The organism is Nitratireductor thuwali, from assembly GCF_036621415.1.
Lineage (GTDB): Bacteria > Pseudomonadota > Alphaproteobacteria > Rhizobiales > Rhizobiaceae > Chelativorans > Chelativorans thuwali.
In genome coordinates this window covers 56,517-73,173 of sequence record NZ_CP030941.1, presented here as the reverse complement: position 1 = coordinate 73,173, position 16,657 = coordinate 56,517, and the positions used below count along the sequence as shown (strand labels likewise).

Annotated in this window: 15 protein-coding genes and 1 pseudogene; 6 read left to right on the top strand and 10 right to left on the bottom strand. The window is 62.5% G+C overall.

The genetic code is table 11. The features are described 5' to 3' along the window. Positions 1-65: 65 nt before the first annotated feature. Positions 66-614: a peptidase dimerization domain-containing protein gene (locus NTH_RS00355; RefSeq protein WP_338528131.1), complete on the top strand. Its 549-nt coding sequence runs from the start codon at positions 66-68 to the stop codon at positions 612-614. Positions 615-855: 241 nt separating this feature from the next. On the opposite strand, the gene NTH_RS00350 is transcribed toward NTH_RS00355, so the two are convergent. From NTH_RS00350 to NTH_RS00325, 6 genes are read right to left on the bottom strand one after another with little or no spacing between them, the layout of a single operon-like run. After that, entirely contained in the window at positions 856-1,392 is a 537-nt protein-coding gene (locus NTH_RS00350) for an NADPH-dependent FMN reductase (protein ID WP_338528130.1), read from the bottom strand. A 2-nt stretch (positions 1,393-1,394) separates the two neighbouring features. Further along, entirely contained in the window at positions 1,395-2,708 is a 1,314-nt protein-coding gene (locus NTH_RS00345; RefSeq protein ID WP_338528129.1) for a TRAP transporter large permease, read from the bottom strand. Beyond that, positions 2,705-3,277, bottom strand: coding sequence for a TRAP transporter small permease subunit (locus NTH_RS00340; protein ID WP_338528128.1), 573 nt, complete (start codon positions 3,275-3,277; stop codon positions 2,705-2,707). Before NTH_RS00340 ends, NTH_RS00345 begins: the two co-directional genes overlap by 4 nt. A 20-nt stretch (positions 3,278-3,297) precedes the next feature. Then, complete coding sequence (locus NTH_RS00335) at positions 3,298-4,377, bottom strand: C4-dicarboxylate TRAP transporter substrate-binding protein (protein WP_338528127.1); 1,080 nt, start codon at positions 4,375-4,377, stop codon at positions 3,298-3,300. 23 nt (positions 4,378-4,400) lie between these two features. Next, positions 4,401-4,784 carry a YciI family protein gene (locus NTH_RS00330; RefSeq protein ID WP_338528126.1) on the bottom strand — a complete coding sequence of 128 codons (384 nt, stop codon included), beginning with the start codon at positions 4,782-4,784 and terminating at the stop codon, positions 4,401-4,403. A 22-nt stretch (positions 4,785-4,806) separates the two neighbouring features. Next, positions 4,807-5,949, bottom strand: coding sequence for a CaiB/BaiF CoA transferase family protein (locus NTH_RS00325; RefSeq protein WP_338528125.1), 1,143 nt, complete (start codon positions 5,947-5,949; stop codon positions 4,807-4,809). Between the two features lie 183 nt (positions 5,950-6,132). Here NTH_RS00325 and NTH_RS00320 point away from each other — a divergent pair, with 183 nt between their 5' ends. The 5 genes and pseudogenes from NTH_RS00320 to NTH_RS00300 all read left to right on the top strand — a co-directional run bounded on the left by NTH_RS00320 (position 6,133) and on the right by NTH_RS00300 (position 12,686). Next, positions 6,133-7,500 carry an amidohydrolase family protein gene (locus NTH_RS00320; RefSeq protein ID WP_338528124.1) on the top strand — a complete coding sequence of 456 codons (1,368 nt, stop codon included), beginning with the start codon at positions 6,133-6,135 and terminating at the stop codon, positions 7,498-7,500. 24 nt (positions 7,501-7,524) lie between these two features. Then, entirely contained in the window at positions 7,525-8,556 is a 1,032-nt protein-coding gene (locus NTH_RS00315; protein ID WP_338528123.1) for a uroporphyrinogen decarboxylase family protein, read from the top strand. Positions 8,557-8,834: 278 nt separating this feature from the next. Then, complete coding sequence (locus tag NTH_RS00310; protein WP_338528122.1) at positions 8,835-9,131, top strand: hypothetical protein; 297 nt, start codon at positions 8,835-8,837, stop codon at positions 9,129-9,131. 319 nt (positions 9,132-9,450) lie between these two features. After that, positions 9,451-11,082, top strand: a complete 1,632-nt coding sequence (locus NTH_RS00305) for an ankyrin repeat domain-containing protein (protein ID WP_338528121.1) — start codon at positions 9,451-9,453, stop codon at positions 11,080-11,082. Positions 11,083-11,341: 259 nt separating this feature from the next. After that, a pseudogene (locus NTH_RS00300) lies at positions 11,342-12,686 on the top strand (IS5 family transposase). A gap of 133 nt (positions 12,687-12,819) precedes the next feature. Here the strand turns inward: NTH_RS00300 and NTH_RS00295 are convergent. Genes NTH_RS00295 through NTH_RS00280 form a run of 4 tightly spaced genes read right to left on the bottom strand, consistent with a single transcriptional unit; the run spans position 12,820 to position 16,651 of the window. Then, positions 12,820-13,827 carry an ABC transporter ATP-binding protein gene (locus NTH_RS00295; RefSeq protein ID WP_338528120.1) on the bottom strand — a complete coding sequence of 336 codons (1,008 nt, stop codon included), beginning with the start codon at positions 13,825-13,827 and terminating at the stop codon, positions 12,820-12,822. Next, positions 13,824-14,813, bottom strand: a complete 990-nt coding sequence (locus NTH_RS00290) for an ABC transporter ATP-binding protein (protein ID WP_338528119.1) — start codon at positions 14,811-14,813, stop codon at positions 13,824-13,826. The genes NTH_RS00295 and NTH_RS00290 overlap by 4 nt, the downstream gene beginning before the upstream one ends. Continuing rightward, positions 14,814-15,704: an ABC transporter permease gene (locus NTH_RS00285; protein WP_338528118.1), complete on the bottom strand. Its 891-nt coding sequence runs from the start codon at positions 15,702-15,704 to the stop codon at positions 14,814-14,816. A gap of 2 nt (positions 15,705-15,706) precedes the next feature. Then, complete coding sequence (locus NTH_RS00280; protein WP_338528117.1) at positions 15,707-16,651, bottom strand: ABC transporter permease; 945 nt, start codon at positions 16,649-16,651, stop codon at positions 15,707-15,709. Between the last annotated feature and the right edge of the window lie 6 nt (positions 16,652-16,657).

Genomic DNA, 16,657 nt, shown 5'->3' with positions numbered 1-16,657 from the left:
CAACGACTTCCACGCTCTGTGCGGCGTAGACCTGACGATCGGGAAAGGGGAGGTCTGCGTGGCCATTGGCCCATCGGTATCCGCTGGCCAGGATCCTGGCTTCGATGCATGACGAGCAGGGACGCGTGACCATCGACGGCTTCTACGATGGCGTCCAACCAGTGTCTCCGACACTCCGGGACCAATGGGAGGCGCTCGACATCGAGGAGGCTCTTTCGGGCGTTTCCGTCACGGGTGGGCCCGACGAAGGTGGGTTGGGCACGGTCGAATTGATGTGGGGCCGCCCCGGCGTCGACTTCAACGGCATCGTGGCAGGCAATGCCGGGCCGGGTGAGCGGTCGGTCCTGCCCGGGTCGGCCACGGCGCGACTGTCGTTTCGCCTGGTCGGCCGGCAGCGTCCCGAGCATATCCGCGCTAGGTTTCGCAGATTCGTGGAGGCCGGCCTTCCCGCAGGCTGCCGTGTCGAGTTCAAAGGAAGCGGCGGAACGTCCGCAGTGTCCGTGAACGAGGCCAGTCCTTACGTGTCCGCGACCGCCCGCGCGCTGGAAGCCGAGTGGGCGCAGCCGGCGCCGATCAAGGGACGGGAGGCACCATCACCCTGGTGGAGCTCCTGACGGATCGCCTCGATGTCGATTGCATCGTCACCGGCTTCATCCTCGCCGACGACGCCATCCATGCCCCGAACGAGCGCTACGACGTCGAGCGGTTGCGCAAAGACATACGCAGTTGGGTGCGAATTCTATCGGAATTGCCGGCGCGGAAATCGCTGCCGATGACGCCGGATGACCAAACAACCGGAACCAGCTCTCCAGGCAACTTCGTCAAATCCCCGGTAGAAGTTGCTCCGCATGCAGATCAGAGTTTGTCGATGGAACGAAGAAAGGCGCGGAGCGCTTCCAGCAGGAACGCTTCGCTGGCTTCATTAACCAAGTGGTCGTCCTTGACTTTTGTATTGGCGTTGGCGATCGCCACTTCCTGCCAGACGAAGGTTCTGGCCAGAACGGCGCCGAGCACGTTCTTCAGATGCGCCTGGGCACGAACCCCGCCGAGTGCCCCGCCCGAAACCGTGGCGATGAAGACGGGCTTGTCCTTGAAGACGGAGGCGTAGCCGGGCCGCGAAGCCCAATCGATCGCGTTCTTCAGCACGCCGGGAATCGAATAGTTGTATTCGGGCGTGACAATGACGACCCCGTCGGCCGCCGCAATCGCCGCCTTCAGCGCGGTCGCGCTCTCCGGCAGCGGATCGAGATCGGCGTTGAAATGCGGCAGGGAGCCGATGTCGAAACGCGAGAAGCCGGCCTCGTCCGCGAGTGTCCGGCAGATGGTGTTGACGACCGCCGTCGAGGAGGAGGCCGCGCGCAGACTGCCCGAGATGCAGAGTATCGAATGCATGGTCAAAGTCTCGCCAGCCACGTAGTGATCCAGGGGAAAATCGACAGGACGACCAGGCAGACGACCATGGCGACGACGAAGGGGAACGAGCCGCGGAAGATGTCGCCGACCTTGAGCGCCGGATCGTCTATCGACGACTTGATGGTATAGACCGAGAGGCCGAAAGGCGGCGTCAGCAGGCCGATCTCGACCGCCACGACCGTCATCACGCCGAACCATATCAGGTCGAAATTGGCGGCTTCCGCGACCGGCAGCGCGATCGGCAGAAGGATCAGCATGATTGAGATGGAATCGATGAAGCAGCCCATCACGATGACAAGTGCGATGAAGGCGATCATGAAGCCCCACGGGCCGAGCGACCCGTCGATGAGGAACCCGGCCAGCGCCATGGGCAGGCCGGACATGGCCAGCATGCGGCTGAAAAAGGTCGCGGCAACGATCAGGAACAGGACAGATACGGTTATCTGGCCGGCTTCCAGAAGGAGCGACCAGAAGCTTTTCAGAGTGAGCGAGCGCCGTGCCAGCGCAATCAGCAGCGCGCCCAGCGCTCCCATGGCGCCAGCTTCGGTCGGGTTGAGAAATCCGCCGTAGAGGCCGCCGAGCACGACGGTCACCAGGATAAGAATCGGCGCACCCTTGCGGAGGAAGCCGAGAAAGGCGAGCGGTTCGCCCGCGTCGTGACCGTCTTCCTTCACGAAGACCGATGCCGGCCGCAGCCATGCCGTCAGCAGGATTGTCGCCGCGAAGAGCGCCGACAGAAGCAGGCCCGGCCCGATGCCGGAAAGAAACATGCGGCCGACCGATTGCTCGGCCAGAACGGCGTAGACGACCATAAGCAGCGAGGGTGGGATCAGCATTCCGAGCACTGAGCTTCCCGCCACAACGCCGGTGGAAAAGCTCTTCGTATAGCCATGCCGGGTCATTTCGGGCACGGCAATGCGCGAGAACACCGATGCCGAGGCAACCGAAATGCCGGTGATGGACGCAAAGACCGCATTGGCGAAAACGGTGGCGATGCCCAGCCCCGCGCGCACCCGGCGCAACAGGCGTTCGAACAGGTCGAACGTGTCCTTGCCGACGCCGGAAACGGTCACCAGCAAACCCATCAGCACGAACAGCGGAACGATGGCGTAGAGATATTCCTCCAAGCTGTCGTTCGCGACGGAGCCGAGCATGCTCGTGGCGACCTTCTCGTTGCGGATGAAGACCACGGCCCCGAAGGAAGAGGCCATCATGGCCACGCCGATGGGCATGCCGAAGATGATGAGCAGAAGCAGAACGGCAATCGCAGCAATGCCTATTTCCACGCCGGTCATGGGCGTCTGTCCCCGGGGGTGATCGCCGCGCGCAGGTACATGGCCGCCATCAGCAGGAACTGAATGGCCGCGACGGCTGCGCCGAGAAAAATGAATGCGCGAAATGGCGCCGTCGGCAGCGTCAGCACACCGATGACGCCGATGAATTCGCGATGTTCGAGGTCGCGTCCGAAAATGTCCCAGCTCGACCAGGCGATGCCGATGCAAAGAAGCGCGCCGACGAGGTCCCACACGCCGCGTATGAGAGCGGCGAAGCGAGGCCAGCGGACCGAAATCGCTGCAAGCAGGAAATCCGTGCGCGCCAGCCGGTCGTTGCGCACCGCAGCGCCGAGCTGGAGGAAGACGATGATCACCACCGTCAGCGCGCCAAGTTCCGCGATCAGTGGCAGCGATGCGCCCATCGCGTTTCGAGCGGCCACGTCCGCGACAATGATCGCCATCAGGAACAGGATCATCACAGTGCCGAGCGCGGCCAGCCCGTCGACGCCCCTGTTCCAGTAGCGTGCCGGACCTCCGGTCTCGGGCGGGACGCCTTGCCCCGCCACGGTCTTGTCGCCTTCGGACTGCATGATCCTTGCCCTGTCGTGCCCTAGAGGTCCTTGTCCCAGTCGCGCGCGGGCTTCTCGCCGGCATTGCGCAGGCCTTCCATGTAGGCCTTCATGAAAGCCTTGCCGGGAAGGCCTCGGGCTTCCACGTCTGCGGCCCATTCGCCTGCGATGTCGGGAAGTCCGTCGACCCATTTCTGGCGCTCGGCCGCCGGCAGTTCCGTCATGGTCACGGGCGGGTTCTGGTCCTCGCCCATTTCGATCATTTTGGCGAAAGCGGCCTCGTGAAGGTCGATCATGTCCTGGGCATGTGTGTCCGTATAGGTCTTGCCGGCCTCGATCATCGCCTGCTGGACCTCCTCGGGCAGCCCGTCCCAGGTGTCCTTATTGATCGCGATGGCGCCCGAGAAGGCCGTGCCGATGTTGACGCGGGTAATGTATGGCGCGACCTCGTAGAGCTTCGAGGGTAGAACGCCAAGCGCCAGCGACAGAACGCCATCGGAGACGCCTGTCTGGATGTCGGTGTAGAACGAGGTGAGCGAACCGTCGACGGCATTCGCGCCGGTGCCACGCAGCCACTGGCCCAGCACGCCCGGTGCGGAGATCTTCATGCCCTCGAGGTCGGCGATGCTTTCGATCGGCTTCTTGGTGTAGAGGTCGTAATCGTCGGTATCAGTCAGGCCGAGCACCTTGATGTTGTACTGCTCCCACTCGTTCCGGAAGACCTCGTTGTTCTCCAGGAGGTCCCAGATGACTTCGAGCTGCACCGGCGGATTGGCGGTGGAGAAGGGGGTGTAGGTGGAAACCTGGCTGAGCGGCAGCCGCGCGCCTTCGAGGAACGAGAACACCCAGCCGATATCCGTGATGCCTTCCTGCACCGAGCTCAGCGTTGCGTTGGCCTTATAAAGCGAGCCGCCGAAGGCCTCGTTCCAGTTGATCTTGTAGTTGCCCTTCTCGGCGAGGATCCTGTCGGTCTCGGCCATGAAAACGGACTTGATCATCCCGACCCAGGGAATGACCACCGGATGGCTGGAGGCGACCGTCAGGTCGATCTCTTCCTGGGCCTGCGCGACCGCCGGAAAGGCAATCGTGGCTGCAAGCAGCAGTCCTTTCAATCTGTTCATGTCTGTTCCTCCCGTTTCTTGCTTCAGAGCAGTGTGAAGGTCTGGCTCGACATCGCGAGCCTTACCGTCATGGTTCCTTCGTTGACCATCCACGGTCGCACCGTGAACCGGCGTGCACCGCTGATATGCATGGGGTCGCGCTCGGCTATGAGGATCGCTTCTTCGCGGGAAGAGGCGCGCACTACTACGAGCCCGTCGCCGTTCCACTCGCTCCCGTCATTGCTCCACATCGGCCCGGCGGCGAACATGATGCCGTCGCGCTCGAGCCCGGTCTGAAATGCGAGGTGTTCCTCAAGGCCTTCCAGTATCGGCTCGATGCCGCCCGTCGGCACGGTGAAGATCGCATAGAGCTCCTTCTGGAGCATCGCGCTCGATGCCTGCTTCACATTTTCGACTGGAATTCCCATGGCTCCCCCTTCGCAACTCAGGTCACTTCGTCTTGCCGCGCGCGAGTTCCTGCCGGATCTCCGCGCCATGCTCATCGAGGGTTGGAGGCGGCAGCACGCCGAGTTCCGGTTCGCCATCGAAGCTGTAAGGCGCGCGCACGGTGGTGAACTGCCCCATCTCCGGATGCTCTGCCTCAACCTTGATATTGAGATGGACCGCCTGTGGGTCTTCCAGCGCCTCGTTGGCATCGTAGGCCGGCGAATGCGGCACCTCGTTCGCGAGAAGAAGATCGCACCATTCGTCACGTGACTTGCTTGCGAAGACAGGCGTGAGGATATCGATCAGGTCGTCCTGATGCGCGATGCGCGCCGGGCGTTCGGCAAAGCGCGGGTCGCTCAAAAGCTCGGGCATGCCGACGGCGGCGACGAGCCCTTCCCAGAACTTGGGCGGAGACGACATGTGGATGGCGATCCACTTCCCGTCGTAGCAGGCGAACGTGTAGGACTGGGAGACCGTGGGCCGGCTGAGCGGACCCATGATCTCGCCCACGGAATAGTAGTGCGTGAAGCTGTCGAGGTTGAAATGGCACATGGCCTCGATCATCGAGATGTCGAGGCGACGGCCCTTGCCGGTCTTCGTGCGTTCCAGAAGCGCGGCGGCGATGCCGAGCGCCGCATAGTGGCCGGTTACGGCGTCGGCGATCGCGGGGCCGATCACGCGTGGATTTGCCGGTGGCGTCAGCAGCCGCAAATAGCCGCTGGCGGCCTGTGCGACGGTGTCGAAGGACGGCCTGTCGCGCGATGGGCCGCTCTGGCCGAAGCCGGAAATGGCGCAATAGACGAGCTTGGGATTGAGCGCGCTGAGTTGGGCTGCGCCTGCACCGAGCTTCTCGGCGACGCCAGGTCGGAAATTCTGGATGAATACGTCGGCGCCACGGATGAGGTCATCGAAGACGGCCTTGTCGTCTGGCTGGCTGGTATCCAGCGCGATCGAGCGCTTGTTACGGTTATAGGTCTGGTAATGCGGCGAATAGAGCCCGCCCTTGAACGCGCGAAAGGGGTCTCCGGTCTTGGGCCTCTCGACCTTGATCACGTCGGCGCCGAGGTCTGCCAGATGCATGCCGGCGGCGGGACCCGTGATGTAGGTCCCCATCTCGATAACCCGTATGTCCTTCAGTATCTTCATGTGCCGGCCTCAGGAATTCTTCTTGGCGGCGGCAGCAGCGGAAGGCGCGCCGTCATAGGCGATCGCAAGATCAGCCTTGTGGGACATGATGAAGCCGATCGAGCGCTGGGCTCGGCGATACATTACAGCCCGTCCGGGGAGGCATCCGGTGCGGCAGCCGGAGGTCGGCCGGGCGCCGGCGCAATGCCGTCATGGTCGGGCGAGGAAGGGCGCCGGCTGCTGATCCGCGGCGGCCATATCGTGTCGATGGACCCGGCCGTGGGCGATTTTGCCGGCGGCGACATCCTGATCTCCGGAAAGCGCATCGAAGCGGTGGGCATGAACCTGCAGGCGGACGACACGACAGTCGTCAACGCGACCGGCATGGTGGTCATTCCAGGCTTCGTCGACACGCACCATCACCAGTTCGAGACCGCGCTGCGCGGCTTCCTGGCCGACTGCATCCTCGTCAATGACGGACAGCCGCACAGCTTCTACAATTACTACGAGCACATGCTGCAGAAGTTCTCGATGGTGTATCGTCCGCACGACGTCTACATCAACGAGCTCTTCGGCTCGCTCTCGCAGCTCGACGCCGGCGTTACCACCGTGATGGACGTGTCGCAGATTCACCATTCGCCGGAGCATTCGGACGCCGTGGTGGAGGCGCTGCGCCAGGCCGGACGGCGTGCCGTCTTCGGCTATTTCGAGGGCTGGGGCGACCAGTCGAAATATCCGGACGACGCGCGCCGGCTGAAACGGGAGCATTTCTCCTCCGATGATCAGCTTCTCACCATGGTGATGGGCGGCGAGATCTATATCCCTGGCTATGAGACGTCGTGGGCGCTGGGCCGTGAACTGGACGTCCCCGTTGCACTCCACGTCGTCGGCACGTTCGGCATGCGCGAGACCTTCGACGAACTGGCGACGTCGGGCCTGTTCGGTCCGGACAACATCTTCATCCACATGACGGGCATGTCGGATCTCGCCTGGAAGGCGGCGGCCGACGCCGGCGCGCACGTGTCGTTGTCCGTCCCGATCGAGATGACGATGCGCCACGGCATGCCGCCGATCCAGAAGGCGCTCGACCTCGGCATGCAGCCCTCGCTTTCCACCGACGTGGAGTGCACCATGACGGCCGACCCGTTCACGCAGATGCGCTCGGCGATGACGCTCCAACGCGCCTTCATCAACGAGGAAGCGCTCGGCGGCCGGACGGATTGCTCGGCCATGGTGACCTCGCGCGACGTGCTGCGCTTCGCGACGCTTGAAGGCGCGAAGGGGCTTAAGCTGGACGCGAAGACCGGCAGCCTGACGCCCGGTAAGGAGGCGGACATCGTCCTTCTCGACGCGAATGCGATCAATGTCGCGCCGCTCAACCATGCGACGGGCGCCGTGGTGACGCTGATGGAGCGGTCGAATGTCGACACGGTCCTGGTCGCCGGCAAGATCCGCAAATGGCGCGGCGAACTGCTCGGCGTCGACCTGCCCAAACTGCGGGCCGAACTGGAAGCCAGCCGCGATCATCTCTTCGAGGCATCCGGCGTCGATCGTGACGTGTTCAGAAACTAACATAAGACCGGGAGACGCGACCTCATGAAACTACCTCTCTTTCCCACATCCCTGGTGGGCTCCTATGCCATGCCCGAATGGCTCCTCGATCGCGCCAAGCTGGCCGGCCGGTTCCCGCCGCGCGTGCGGGCGAAGGAACTGTGGCGGGTCGCGCCTGAGTTTCTCGACGAGGCGCAGGACGATGCCACGCTCCTTGCCATCCGCGACCAGGTGCGGGCAGACCTCGACATCGTCACCGACGGCGAGATGCGGCGCGAAAGCTACTCCAACCGTTTCGCCACGGCGCTCGACGGCATCGATATCGACAATCCTGGCACTGCGCTCGACCGTTCGGGCCACCCCAACCCGGTTCCGCGCGTGGTCGGCAAGGTGAAGCGCAGGCATGCGGTGGAGGTGCGCGACGTCGAGTTTCTGCGCGCCAACACCGACCGGGCGATCAAGATCACTGTGCCCGGTCCCTTCACGATGGCGCAGCAGGCGCAGAACGATTTCTACGACAGCGACGAGGAACTGGCGCTGGACTATGCGGGCGCGGTGAACGAGGAGATCAAGGATCTTTTCGCCGCCGGGGCCGACATCGTGCAGATCGACGAGCCCTATTTGCAGGCCCGGCCCGAGAAGGCCCGCGAATACGGCTTGCAGGCGATTGCACGCGCGCTCGATGGCGTGAACGGCGAGACGGCGCTGCATATCTGTTTCGGTTATGCCGCGGTCATCCACGAACGGCCCAACGGCTACAGCTTCCTACCGGAACTGGTCGATAGCGCGGTCAAGGCCATCTCCATCGAGACGGCGCAGTCAGAGCTCGATTGCTCGGTCCTGGCGACGCTGGAAGGCAAGACGATCATCCTTGGCGTTCTCGACCTGTCGACGCTGGAGATCGAGACGCCGGAAATCGTGGCCGGGCGCATCCGCCGCGCGCTATCCTACGTCGCACCTGAGCGGCTCGTGATCGCGCCGGATTGTGGCTTGAAGTACCTGCCTCGCGACATCGCCTTCGGCAAGATGAAGGCAATGGCCGATGGCGCGGCGATCGTGCGTGCCGAAATGGCATGATCCGGTGCCATCGGTGGTCATGTAGGCGGCATTTTTGCTTATCAGCCACGCCGGCTTGATCGTTCGAATGGCGGCTTTTGAGATCGCGGGCACGGTTGGCTCGATGACCGAAATTGGGCGCGAAGCGGACGCTGCGAGCAATGTAGCCCGATTGCCGCTTTGGATCGGTAGCTGATCGATTTTGAAAGTGTCTCTTCCGCTTGGACTATGTTGGTGTCAACAGACTGGCGGGGGAGGGGGATGACGGCTATATTTAGCACGAGCATCTGAACGGCGCATTGGAGAAGAAATATTGTCAGGACGAATGCGCGCGCGTGAATTACTCTGGGCCACGGTTTGCCGTCGCACCGATGATGGACTGGACCGAAAAGAGAACTTTTTTCAAAGAGTTACCAGCGTTCCTGTGCGCTATCCGTGCACCAGGAAATCAAAGACGACGCAAGGATTGTCGGGTGACAGCGATGGCTGAAGTAGGTGGAATGCGGGCACTCTCGCGCGCTGACGAACGTCCTGTTGGGGCCGATTCTGCCTATCCGGTATTGGCCGAAAAACTAAGTAAGCCGCCGTTCGGCTGATGACCTCGGCCCAGTCGTAGCGGCGAGCTTCTATTTTCGCTGGAAGCGTACATCGGAGGGAGTCGACGGAAAGTCTAGAGCGAACCGGCTCCGCGGGATGCGTGCCGAATAGCTCATCCTGACCCAACTCGAATGTTGCGCTTCCGCGTGCCCCCACCATTTGACTTGGATCGCGCACTGAAATAGCTTCTGCCGTGCGGGCAAGCCGCACCTGGACTCGCGGGAAGGGCAGAGCCCACTTGCACTGAAAACCTGATAGCTCTCCAGCCTTTGTGCAGCCGAGTTGCGAGTCGTCGGCGTCAGATGCACGGAGGTTTTCATGAAATCGCTCCCCCGCCGGCCCGACATCGACCACCTGAAGCGTCAGGCGAAAGACCTGCTGGCAGACTTCAGATGCGCGACACCGGAGGCCATCGCACGCTTCCACAATGCTTTACCCATAGCGGCAGGCCGCGATTCTGCCGCGATAAGCGGATTGAAGTTGCGCTTGCACGACGCGCAATCTTGCATAGCCCGCGAATACGGTTTTGATTCGTGGGCCGACCTCAAGGCCTATGTGGATGCCAGCCGGGCGCGTGATACGGATTCGGGCACCCTCGCAGAGGCGTTCTGCGGACTGGTCTATGCCGGCGACTTGGCCGGCGGCACGAACAGCGCCAGGCCCAAGGCCGCAACACGGCTCTTGGCCGATCACCCGGACCTGCCCAAGCAAGATGCCTGGCTCGCCTGCGCCGTCGGAGACATTGAGATGGTCCGCCGCCGCATAGAGGAGGACCCCTCCTGGGTCAACCGAACCGGCGGCCCGCTCGATCTGACCCCGCTTATCGCCGTAACGCATTCGAGCCTGCTCCGCATCGCTGACTATACGGGCCGGTTGCACGAGGTGGTGGATCTGTTGCTCGAAGCCGGTGCCGATCCGAACCTGACCGTGGGCAAGCGCTGGGCTGCTTTGGCCGGTGCACCAGGTCAGGAATGGCAGGTCTCGGCGCTCCATGGCGCGGCCGGAGTGAACTACGATCCGGATCTCACGCGCCGTCTGCTTGCGGCGGGTGCCGATCCGAATGACGGTGAATCCCTCTATCACTCTTTGGACAAACCGATCTGCACGCCCATTTTGCTGGAGGCTGGTGCCATCGTCACCGGCACAAACGCGCTCTATCGATGCCTCGACTTTGATGATCTCGACACGTTTGGACTTCTCCTATCGGATGCCGCTGGCACCGACGAGTTGAAGGATGGAAAGCTGGTCCTCTGGGCGATACGACGTCGTCGTTCGCCCGCCCATATCGAGGCTCTGCTCGAAGCGGGCGCCGATCCCACGGCCAGGACGCCGGACGGTGTCAGCGCCTATACGCACGCGCTGCGATACGGAGTGCCGGAGGTTGCTGCCGTGCTCAAAAAGGCAGGTGCTACTGCGGATCTCGACGACGCGGACCTGTTCTTGGCCGCCTGCGCGAGCAACGATGCGGAGGCTGCCCGTCGGATCAAGGCCCGCCAGCCTGATCTTCCTGCTACGCTTGATGAGGCCCGGCTACGGATGCTTCCAGAATTGGCTGCGGCTGGCTGTTCCGGATCAGTCCGTCTGATGACCGATCTCGGCTGGCCGATCTCCGTTCGCGGCGGCGACTGGAGCGCGAGCGCGTTGAATCATGCTGTCTTTCGGGGCGACGCTGAGTTGGTGCGTCATTTGCTCGGATGCGGTGCCTCTTGGACCGAAGAACACGGCTACGGCGACAACGTGTGCGGTACTTTGAGCTGGGCTTCATGGAACCGGCCCGTCGAGGATGGCGACTGGGTGGCCTGCGCCGAGGCGCTGGTCGAGCACGGTATGCCGGGCGCGCAACGGGATCCTGAATATCCGGAATGCGTCCTCGTCGGCGGCAAACGCAGGCGGTTCTCGGAGGACGTGGCAGCGCATCTTCTGGAGAGTGGCTCCGCGCCCTCGGGCTAACAGCGCCGAGATGGCCATGGCGCAGACTGCACTACAGTGTAGTGCAGTCGTTTGGCGCATTTCCTGATATGCCCCGCTACGGAGTCGGCCGTGAAGAATCCGGAAGCCACTGATATTTCGTAGAAAAAGTCTGCAGTGTTGATTTCGAGATTGCAGGAAACAGCCTTGTTGTGGGTCGTTTTCTTGCAATTCCAGTTTATGGTCTGCCCGGCGAAGCATGATTCACTGCCTTTATCGCGGTGAATCGGAGAGCCAGGCGATGGGCAAACCACGCGAGCGGCGTGAGACGGGAGAACAGGATCTGTTCCGCGCCCGCCTTGATCAGATTCTCAACATGAAGCACGAGCTGGTGCGGTTGACGCAGGCCATCGACTGGCCGGTGCTGGAAGAGCGTTTCGGCGCGGTCTATTCCGACGGGCCGGGTATGCCGCCCTTGCCGACACGGCTGATGGCTGGGCTGGCGCTCCTCAAGCACACCTTCGACCTGTCGGACGAGGCACTGTGCGAGCGGTGGATCGAGAACGCTTATTACCAGTATCTGTGCGGCGAGGAGTTCTTCCAGCACGAACTGCCTTTTGACCGCTCCTCGATGACGCGCTGGCGTCAGCGCATGGGCGAGGAACGGATCGCAGTCCTGCTGCAGGAAAGCCGTGCGTGGCGGTGAAGACTGGCGCGATGAAGCCGCAGGACACGCGGCGGGTCATCGTCGACACGACGGTGCAGCCCAAGAATGTCATGTTTCCGACCGGCGCCAAGCTTATCCATCGTGCCCGCGAGCGGCTGGTACGGCTGGCCAAGAAGACGGGGCTCGACCTGCGCCAGTCCTATGTCCGGGTCGGCAAGCTGGCGCTGATCAAGCATCAGCGCTATGCCCACGCCAAGCAATTCAAGCGAGCGGGCAAGGCGCTGCGCAAGCTGAAGACCTATCTCGGACGGACCATCCGCGACATCAAGCGCCAGATCGCCGGCGATGCGGAGCTGGACGCGGTCTTCAAGTGGCCGCTCTACCAGGCCTCCACCGTTCTCGAGCAGAGGCAACGCCAGCGTGGCCGCAAGATCTACAGCCTGCACGCCCATGAGGTCGAGTGCATCGGCAAGGGCAAGGCCCACGCCCCTTATGAATTCGGCGTCAAAGTCTCGATCGCCACCACGCTGAAGCGCTCGAAGGGCGGCCAGTTCGCCCTGCACGTCATGGCCCTTCCCGGCAACCCCTATGACGGCCATACCCTGGGAACGGTCATCCCCGCGATGCAAGACACCGTCGGCGCCGAGATCGAGCGCATCCTCGCCGACGCCGGCTACCGCGGCCACAACGCGCCGCAAAGCCACAGGTTCAGGGTCTTCACCGCAGGCCAGAAGCGTCGCGTGACGCCGGCCATCAAGCGCCAGATGCGACGACGATCCGCCGTCGAGCCGGTGATCGGCCATATCAAGAACGAGCAAGGATGGGCCGCAACTACCTCGCCCACGCCCAGGGCGATGCCATCAACGCCATCCTGGCCGCCGCCGGCTACAACTTCTCCCTCCTGCTCAGGTGGCTGAAGGTGTTTTTATCGTTCTTGATCGCTGTGCTTCAATTCCGGCCGATGCAGGCCGCCGCTTAGAACCCGGATTGTTCACGATCGACTACGGACTAGATCCGGCTCGATCAATCAAGCGGATCGGGAGCATGAAGCTTTGACCCCGACAGCGTCTGGATCACCGCATGACCGCAAAACGGGACATGGGCTTCAGGATTTACGCCGCGTTGTCGCGGACATCATGGTCCAGCCCGAGGGGGAAATGACAAGTGTACAGCCGTGCCTTAGCCTCCACAGTGACCGCCGGAGCCGCGTCTCTGCAGCAGCTTTGGGCGCGAAAGCAGCGTGTGTGGAATTCGCAACCTGCAGGACGGCGCAGCAGGCTCGGTACATCGCCTGCAAGCTCGATCCGTTCCGAACGCGCATCCGGATCGGGCTCGGGATTCGCTGACAAAAGAGCCGCAGTATAGGGGTGACGCGGCTGACGAAAAATCTCCTCGGTCGCCCCCGTCTCGACGAACCGGCCTAGATACATGATCGCCACGCGATTGGTGACATGGCGGACCACGTTTAGATTGTGCGTCACCATCAGGATCGACAAGCCGATCTCGTCCTGTAGCTTTGCGAGCAGGTTAAGGATTTCACCTTGCACCGAGACATCGAGTCCGGCGGTCGGCTCGTCCGCAAGAATGAGCCTGGGGTCCAGTGCCAACGCGCGCGCCACGCCAACCCGACGCGCCTGCCCGCCGGAGAGCTGGTGCGGATATCGCTCGGCGAAGTCCGCAGGCAAGCCGACCATGCCGAGCAAACGGCGGCACTCGGCATCTCGGTAGCGATTGTTGAAGCCATGGATCCGGTAGGGCTCGGTGACCAGCGACCGCACTGTCAGGCGTGGGCTGAGCGAGCCGATAGGGTCTTGGAACATCATGGCGATGTTGCGCCGCACTGGCTTCATAGCCTGATGCGAGAGGCCGTTGATTTTCTGGCCGGCGAACCGGATCGTTCCACCGGCGACATCAACCAACCCGATTATGGCGCGGGCGAGCGTCGTCTTGCCGGAGCCGGACTCACCAACAAGTCCGAACGTCTCGCCTTCAGCGATATCCAACGAAACGCCGCAGACGGCATCAACCCACACGTTCGGATCGCGATTGATAAACGCCCGCAGCGCTGGCTTGGCGCGGAAGCGCACCTTGAGATCGCGAACCTCGAGCAGGGCGGTCATGCGACAGTCTCCGACGCCAGCAGATGGCATGCGGCCACATGGCCGGCCGCAGCCGGATAAAGCGGCGGGGCTTCGACACAGGCGCTGAAGGCGTGTGGACACCGGTCGCGGAAGACGCAGCCGGTCGGCAGATTGACCAGATCGGGTATTTCACCGGGAATGGTGGGCAAATGTCGGGTGCGTTCTGAGATGCGGCCCGGATCTGCTTCCAGCAGCATGGCCGTATAGGGATGCGCCGGTCGATGGAAGATGTCGCGTACCGAGCCGGCCTCTGCTACCTCGCCAGCATACATCACCACCACATCATCGCAGAGTTCGGCAACGACGCCGAGGTGATGGGTGACGAACATGACCGAGCAGCCGAAATCTTCTTGAAGCCGCTCCAGCAGCCCGATGATCTGCACTTCCAGTGTGGCATCCAGCGCAGTCGTCGGCTCGTCGGCAATCAAGAGGTCCGGCTCGACCATAAGTGCCATGGCGATCGCGATGCGCTGGCGCATTCCTCCTGAGAATTGATGCGGATAGGCGTCGAGCCGCGATACCGGATCAGGAATTCCGACGCGCGCCAGCATGTCGGCGGCACGCTCCCGCTTCTCGCGGGCTGAACGTCGCTCGCGATGCTGCACATCTATCATTTGCTGGCCGACCGAGCGCACCGGATTGAGCGACGTCATGGGATCCTGGAAGATCATCGAGATGCGGCCACCGCGAAGGCCGCGCATCTCGCTTTCGCTCAACCGCAGGATATTCCGGCCGTCAAAATTTATCGCCCCGCCCACAATTTCGGCGTTGCCGGGAAGCAGACGCATCACGCTGGAGATCAGCGTCGACTTCCCGCAGCCGGATTCGCCAACAATGCCGACGATTCGGCCTCGTGGAACGTCCAGCGAAACGTTCCGCAACACGTTGAGCGGCCCACGGGGAGTGCGGAAGCGCAGCGACAGATCGCGTATCTCGACCAGGTTTTTCCCTGTACCCGTCTTCATTCAGACATCCCTGCGCAGCTTGGGATCAAAAATGTCGCGCAAGGCTTCGCCCAAAAAGGTGAAGGCTAGAGTGGTGAGAATGAGCGGGATGCCGCCTGCGATCACCGGCCAGGGCGTGTTTCGGATAAAGGAAAAGCCGTCGTTTAGGATCGATCCCCAGCTTGGTGCCGGCGGCGGCACGCCGACTCCGAGAAAGCTCAGGCCGGCCTCAATGGTGATGACGACTGGAATATCCATCGAAGCGAGGATCAGAAGCGGTCCGATGATGTTGGGCAGAACATGAACCGCTAGAATGCGTGCCGTCCCGGCTCCCATCGCTCGCTCGGCCAGAATGAACTCATCGTTCCGCATCGCCATGGTCTGAGTACGTGCGACGCGGCCAAAGGTCGGTATAGATGTCACGACCACGATCAGGATGATCGTGGCAAGGCTTGGTCCGATCACCGTGACCGTGGCAAGACCGAAAATAACGACCGGGAACGAGCGCACCGTATCGAAAAGAAGCATGATAATATTGTCGAGCCAGCGGGGGCCGAAACCGGCGAGGAGTCCCAGGGCTAGACCGAGGGTGAGTGCCGCCGATATCGAGGCCAGCGCCACCTGAAGCGCGATCTGGCCGCCGACCAGTACGCGCGAGAAGACGTCGCGCCCGATCTGATCGGTCCCCAACCAGTGGTCGAGCGAAGGGGGCGCCAAGCGCGGGCCGGCCATGATCCGCGTCGGATCATAGGGCGCCAGCCATTGGGCAAAGACGGCCGCAAGGATGATCACGACCACAGTGACGAGACCGAGCATGCCAAGCGGGTTAGCTAGCAGCAGCCGCAAGGCGACGCCGACCGTGCCAGCCCGCCGTGTCTTTCCCATATTGGACGGAGCTTCCACGGCGACCATCGTTAAAGCTTCTCCCGGCTGCGCGGATCGAGCGCGGCGTTGATCAGGTCGGCCAAGGTCGTCGATACGACAAAGAGCGCGGTGGTTACCAGAACACCGCCCATCACGAGCGGGTAATTGCGTTGGCCGACGGCTTCATAGATCAGACTGCCGATGCCGGGACGGGAAAATACGATCTCCGCGAAAACTGCAGATGAAATCAGATAGCCGATCCCCACGCCAAGGATGGTGACGGTCGGCAGCACCGCAATAGGCAGTGCATAGCGGAAAGTTATCCGCCACTCCGACAGGCCGAAGGCCCGTGCCGTCCGTATATGGTTCTCCCCCAGAACCTCCAGCATGGAGGCTCGAACCATGCGCGCGATGTAGCCGACCCAACTCAGGCCAACAGCGAATGCCGGCAGTACGAGATGGCGAGCTTGGCTCGCGATGTTGCCAGGTTCACCCACCCCGATCGCCGGGAACCACTGCAACGAGACGGCAAAGATGAGCAGTGCGTAGATGGAGACGACGAAATACGGAATCGCGATGAAGCTGACGGATGATATCGCGATCAGCTTGTCGGCGACGCTGTCGCGCCTGATTGCAGAAAAACACCCCAGTGGTAACCCCACCACAGCGGCCCAACCGATCGACGTCAGCACCAGCGCGACCGTGTGAGGCAGATGCCCCAGGACGATCCGCGAAACTGGCTGATTGCGCACGATATCCATGCCGAGATCGCCAGTCAGCACGTTCATGAAGAACGTGCCGACTTGAACGATAAAAGTCTCGTCCAGGCCCATACGGATGCGCAGTGCTTCTCGAATCTCCGGCGTGGCGCGCGGCCCAAGCAGAATACTGGCTGGATCCCCTGGAACGAGATGGATCATGGTGAAGAGCATCGTGACGGCCACTGCAACGATGGCAATGGCCAGTCCGATCCTCCTCACCAGGTAGAGCCACATGGCGCG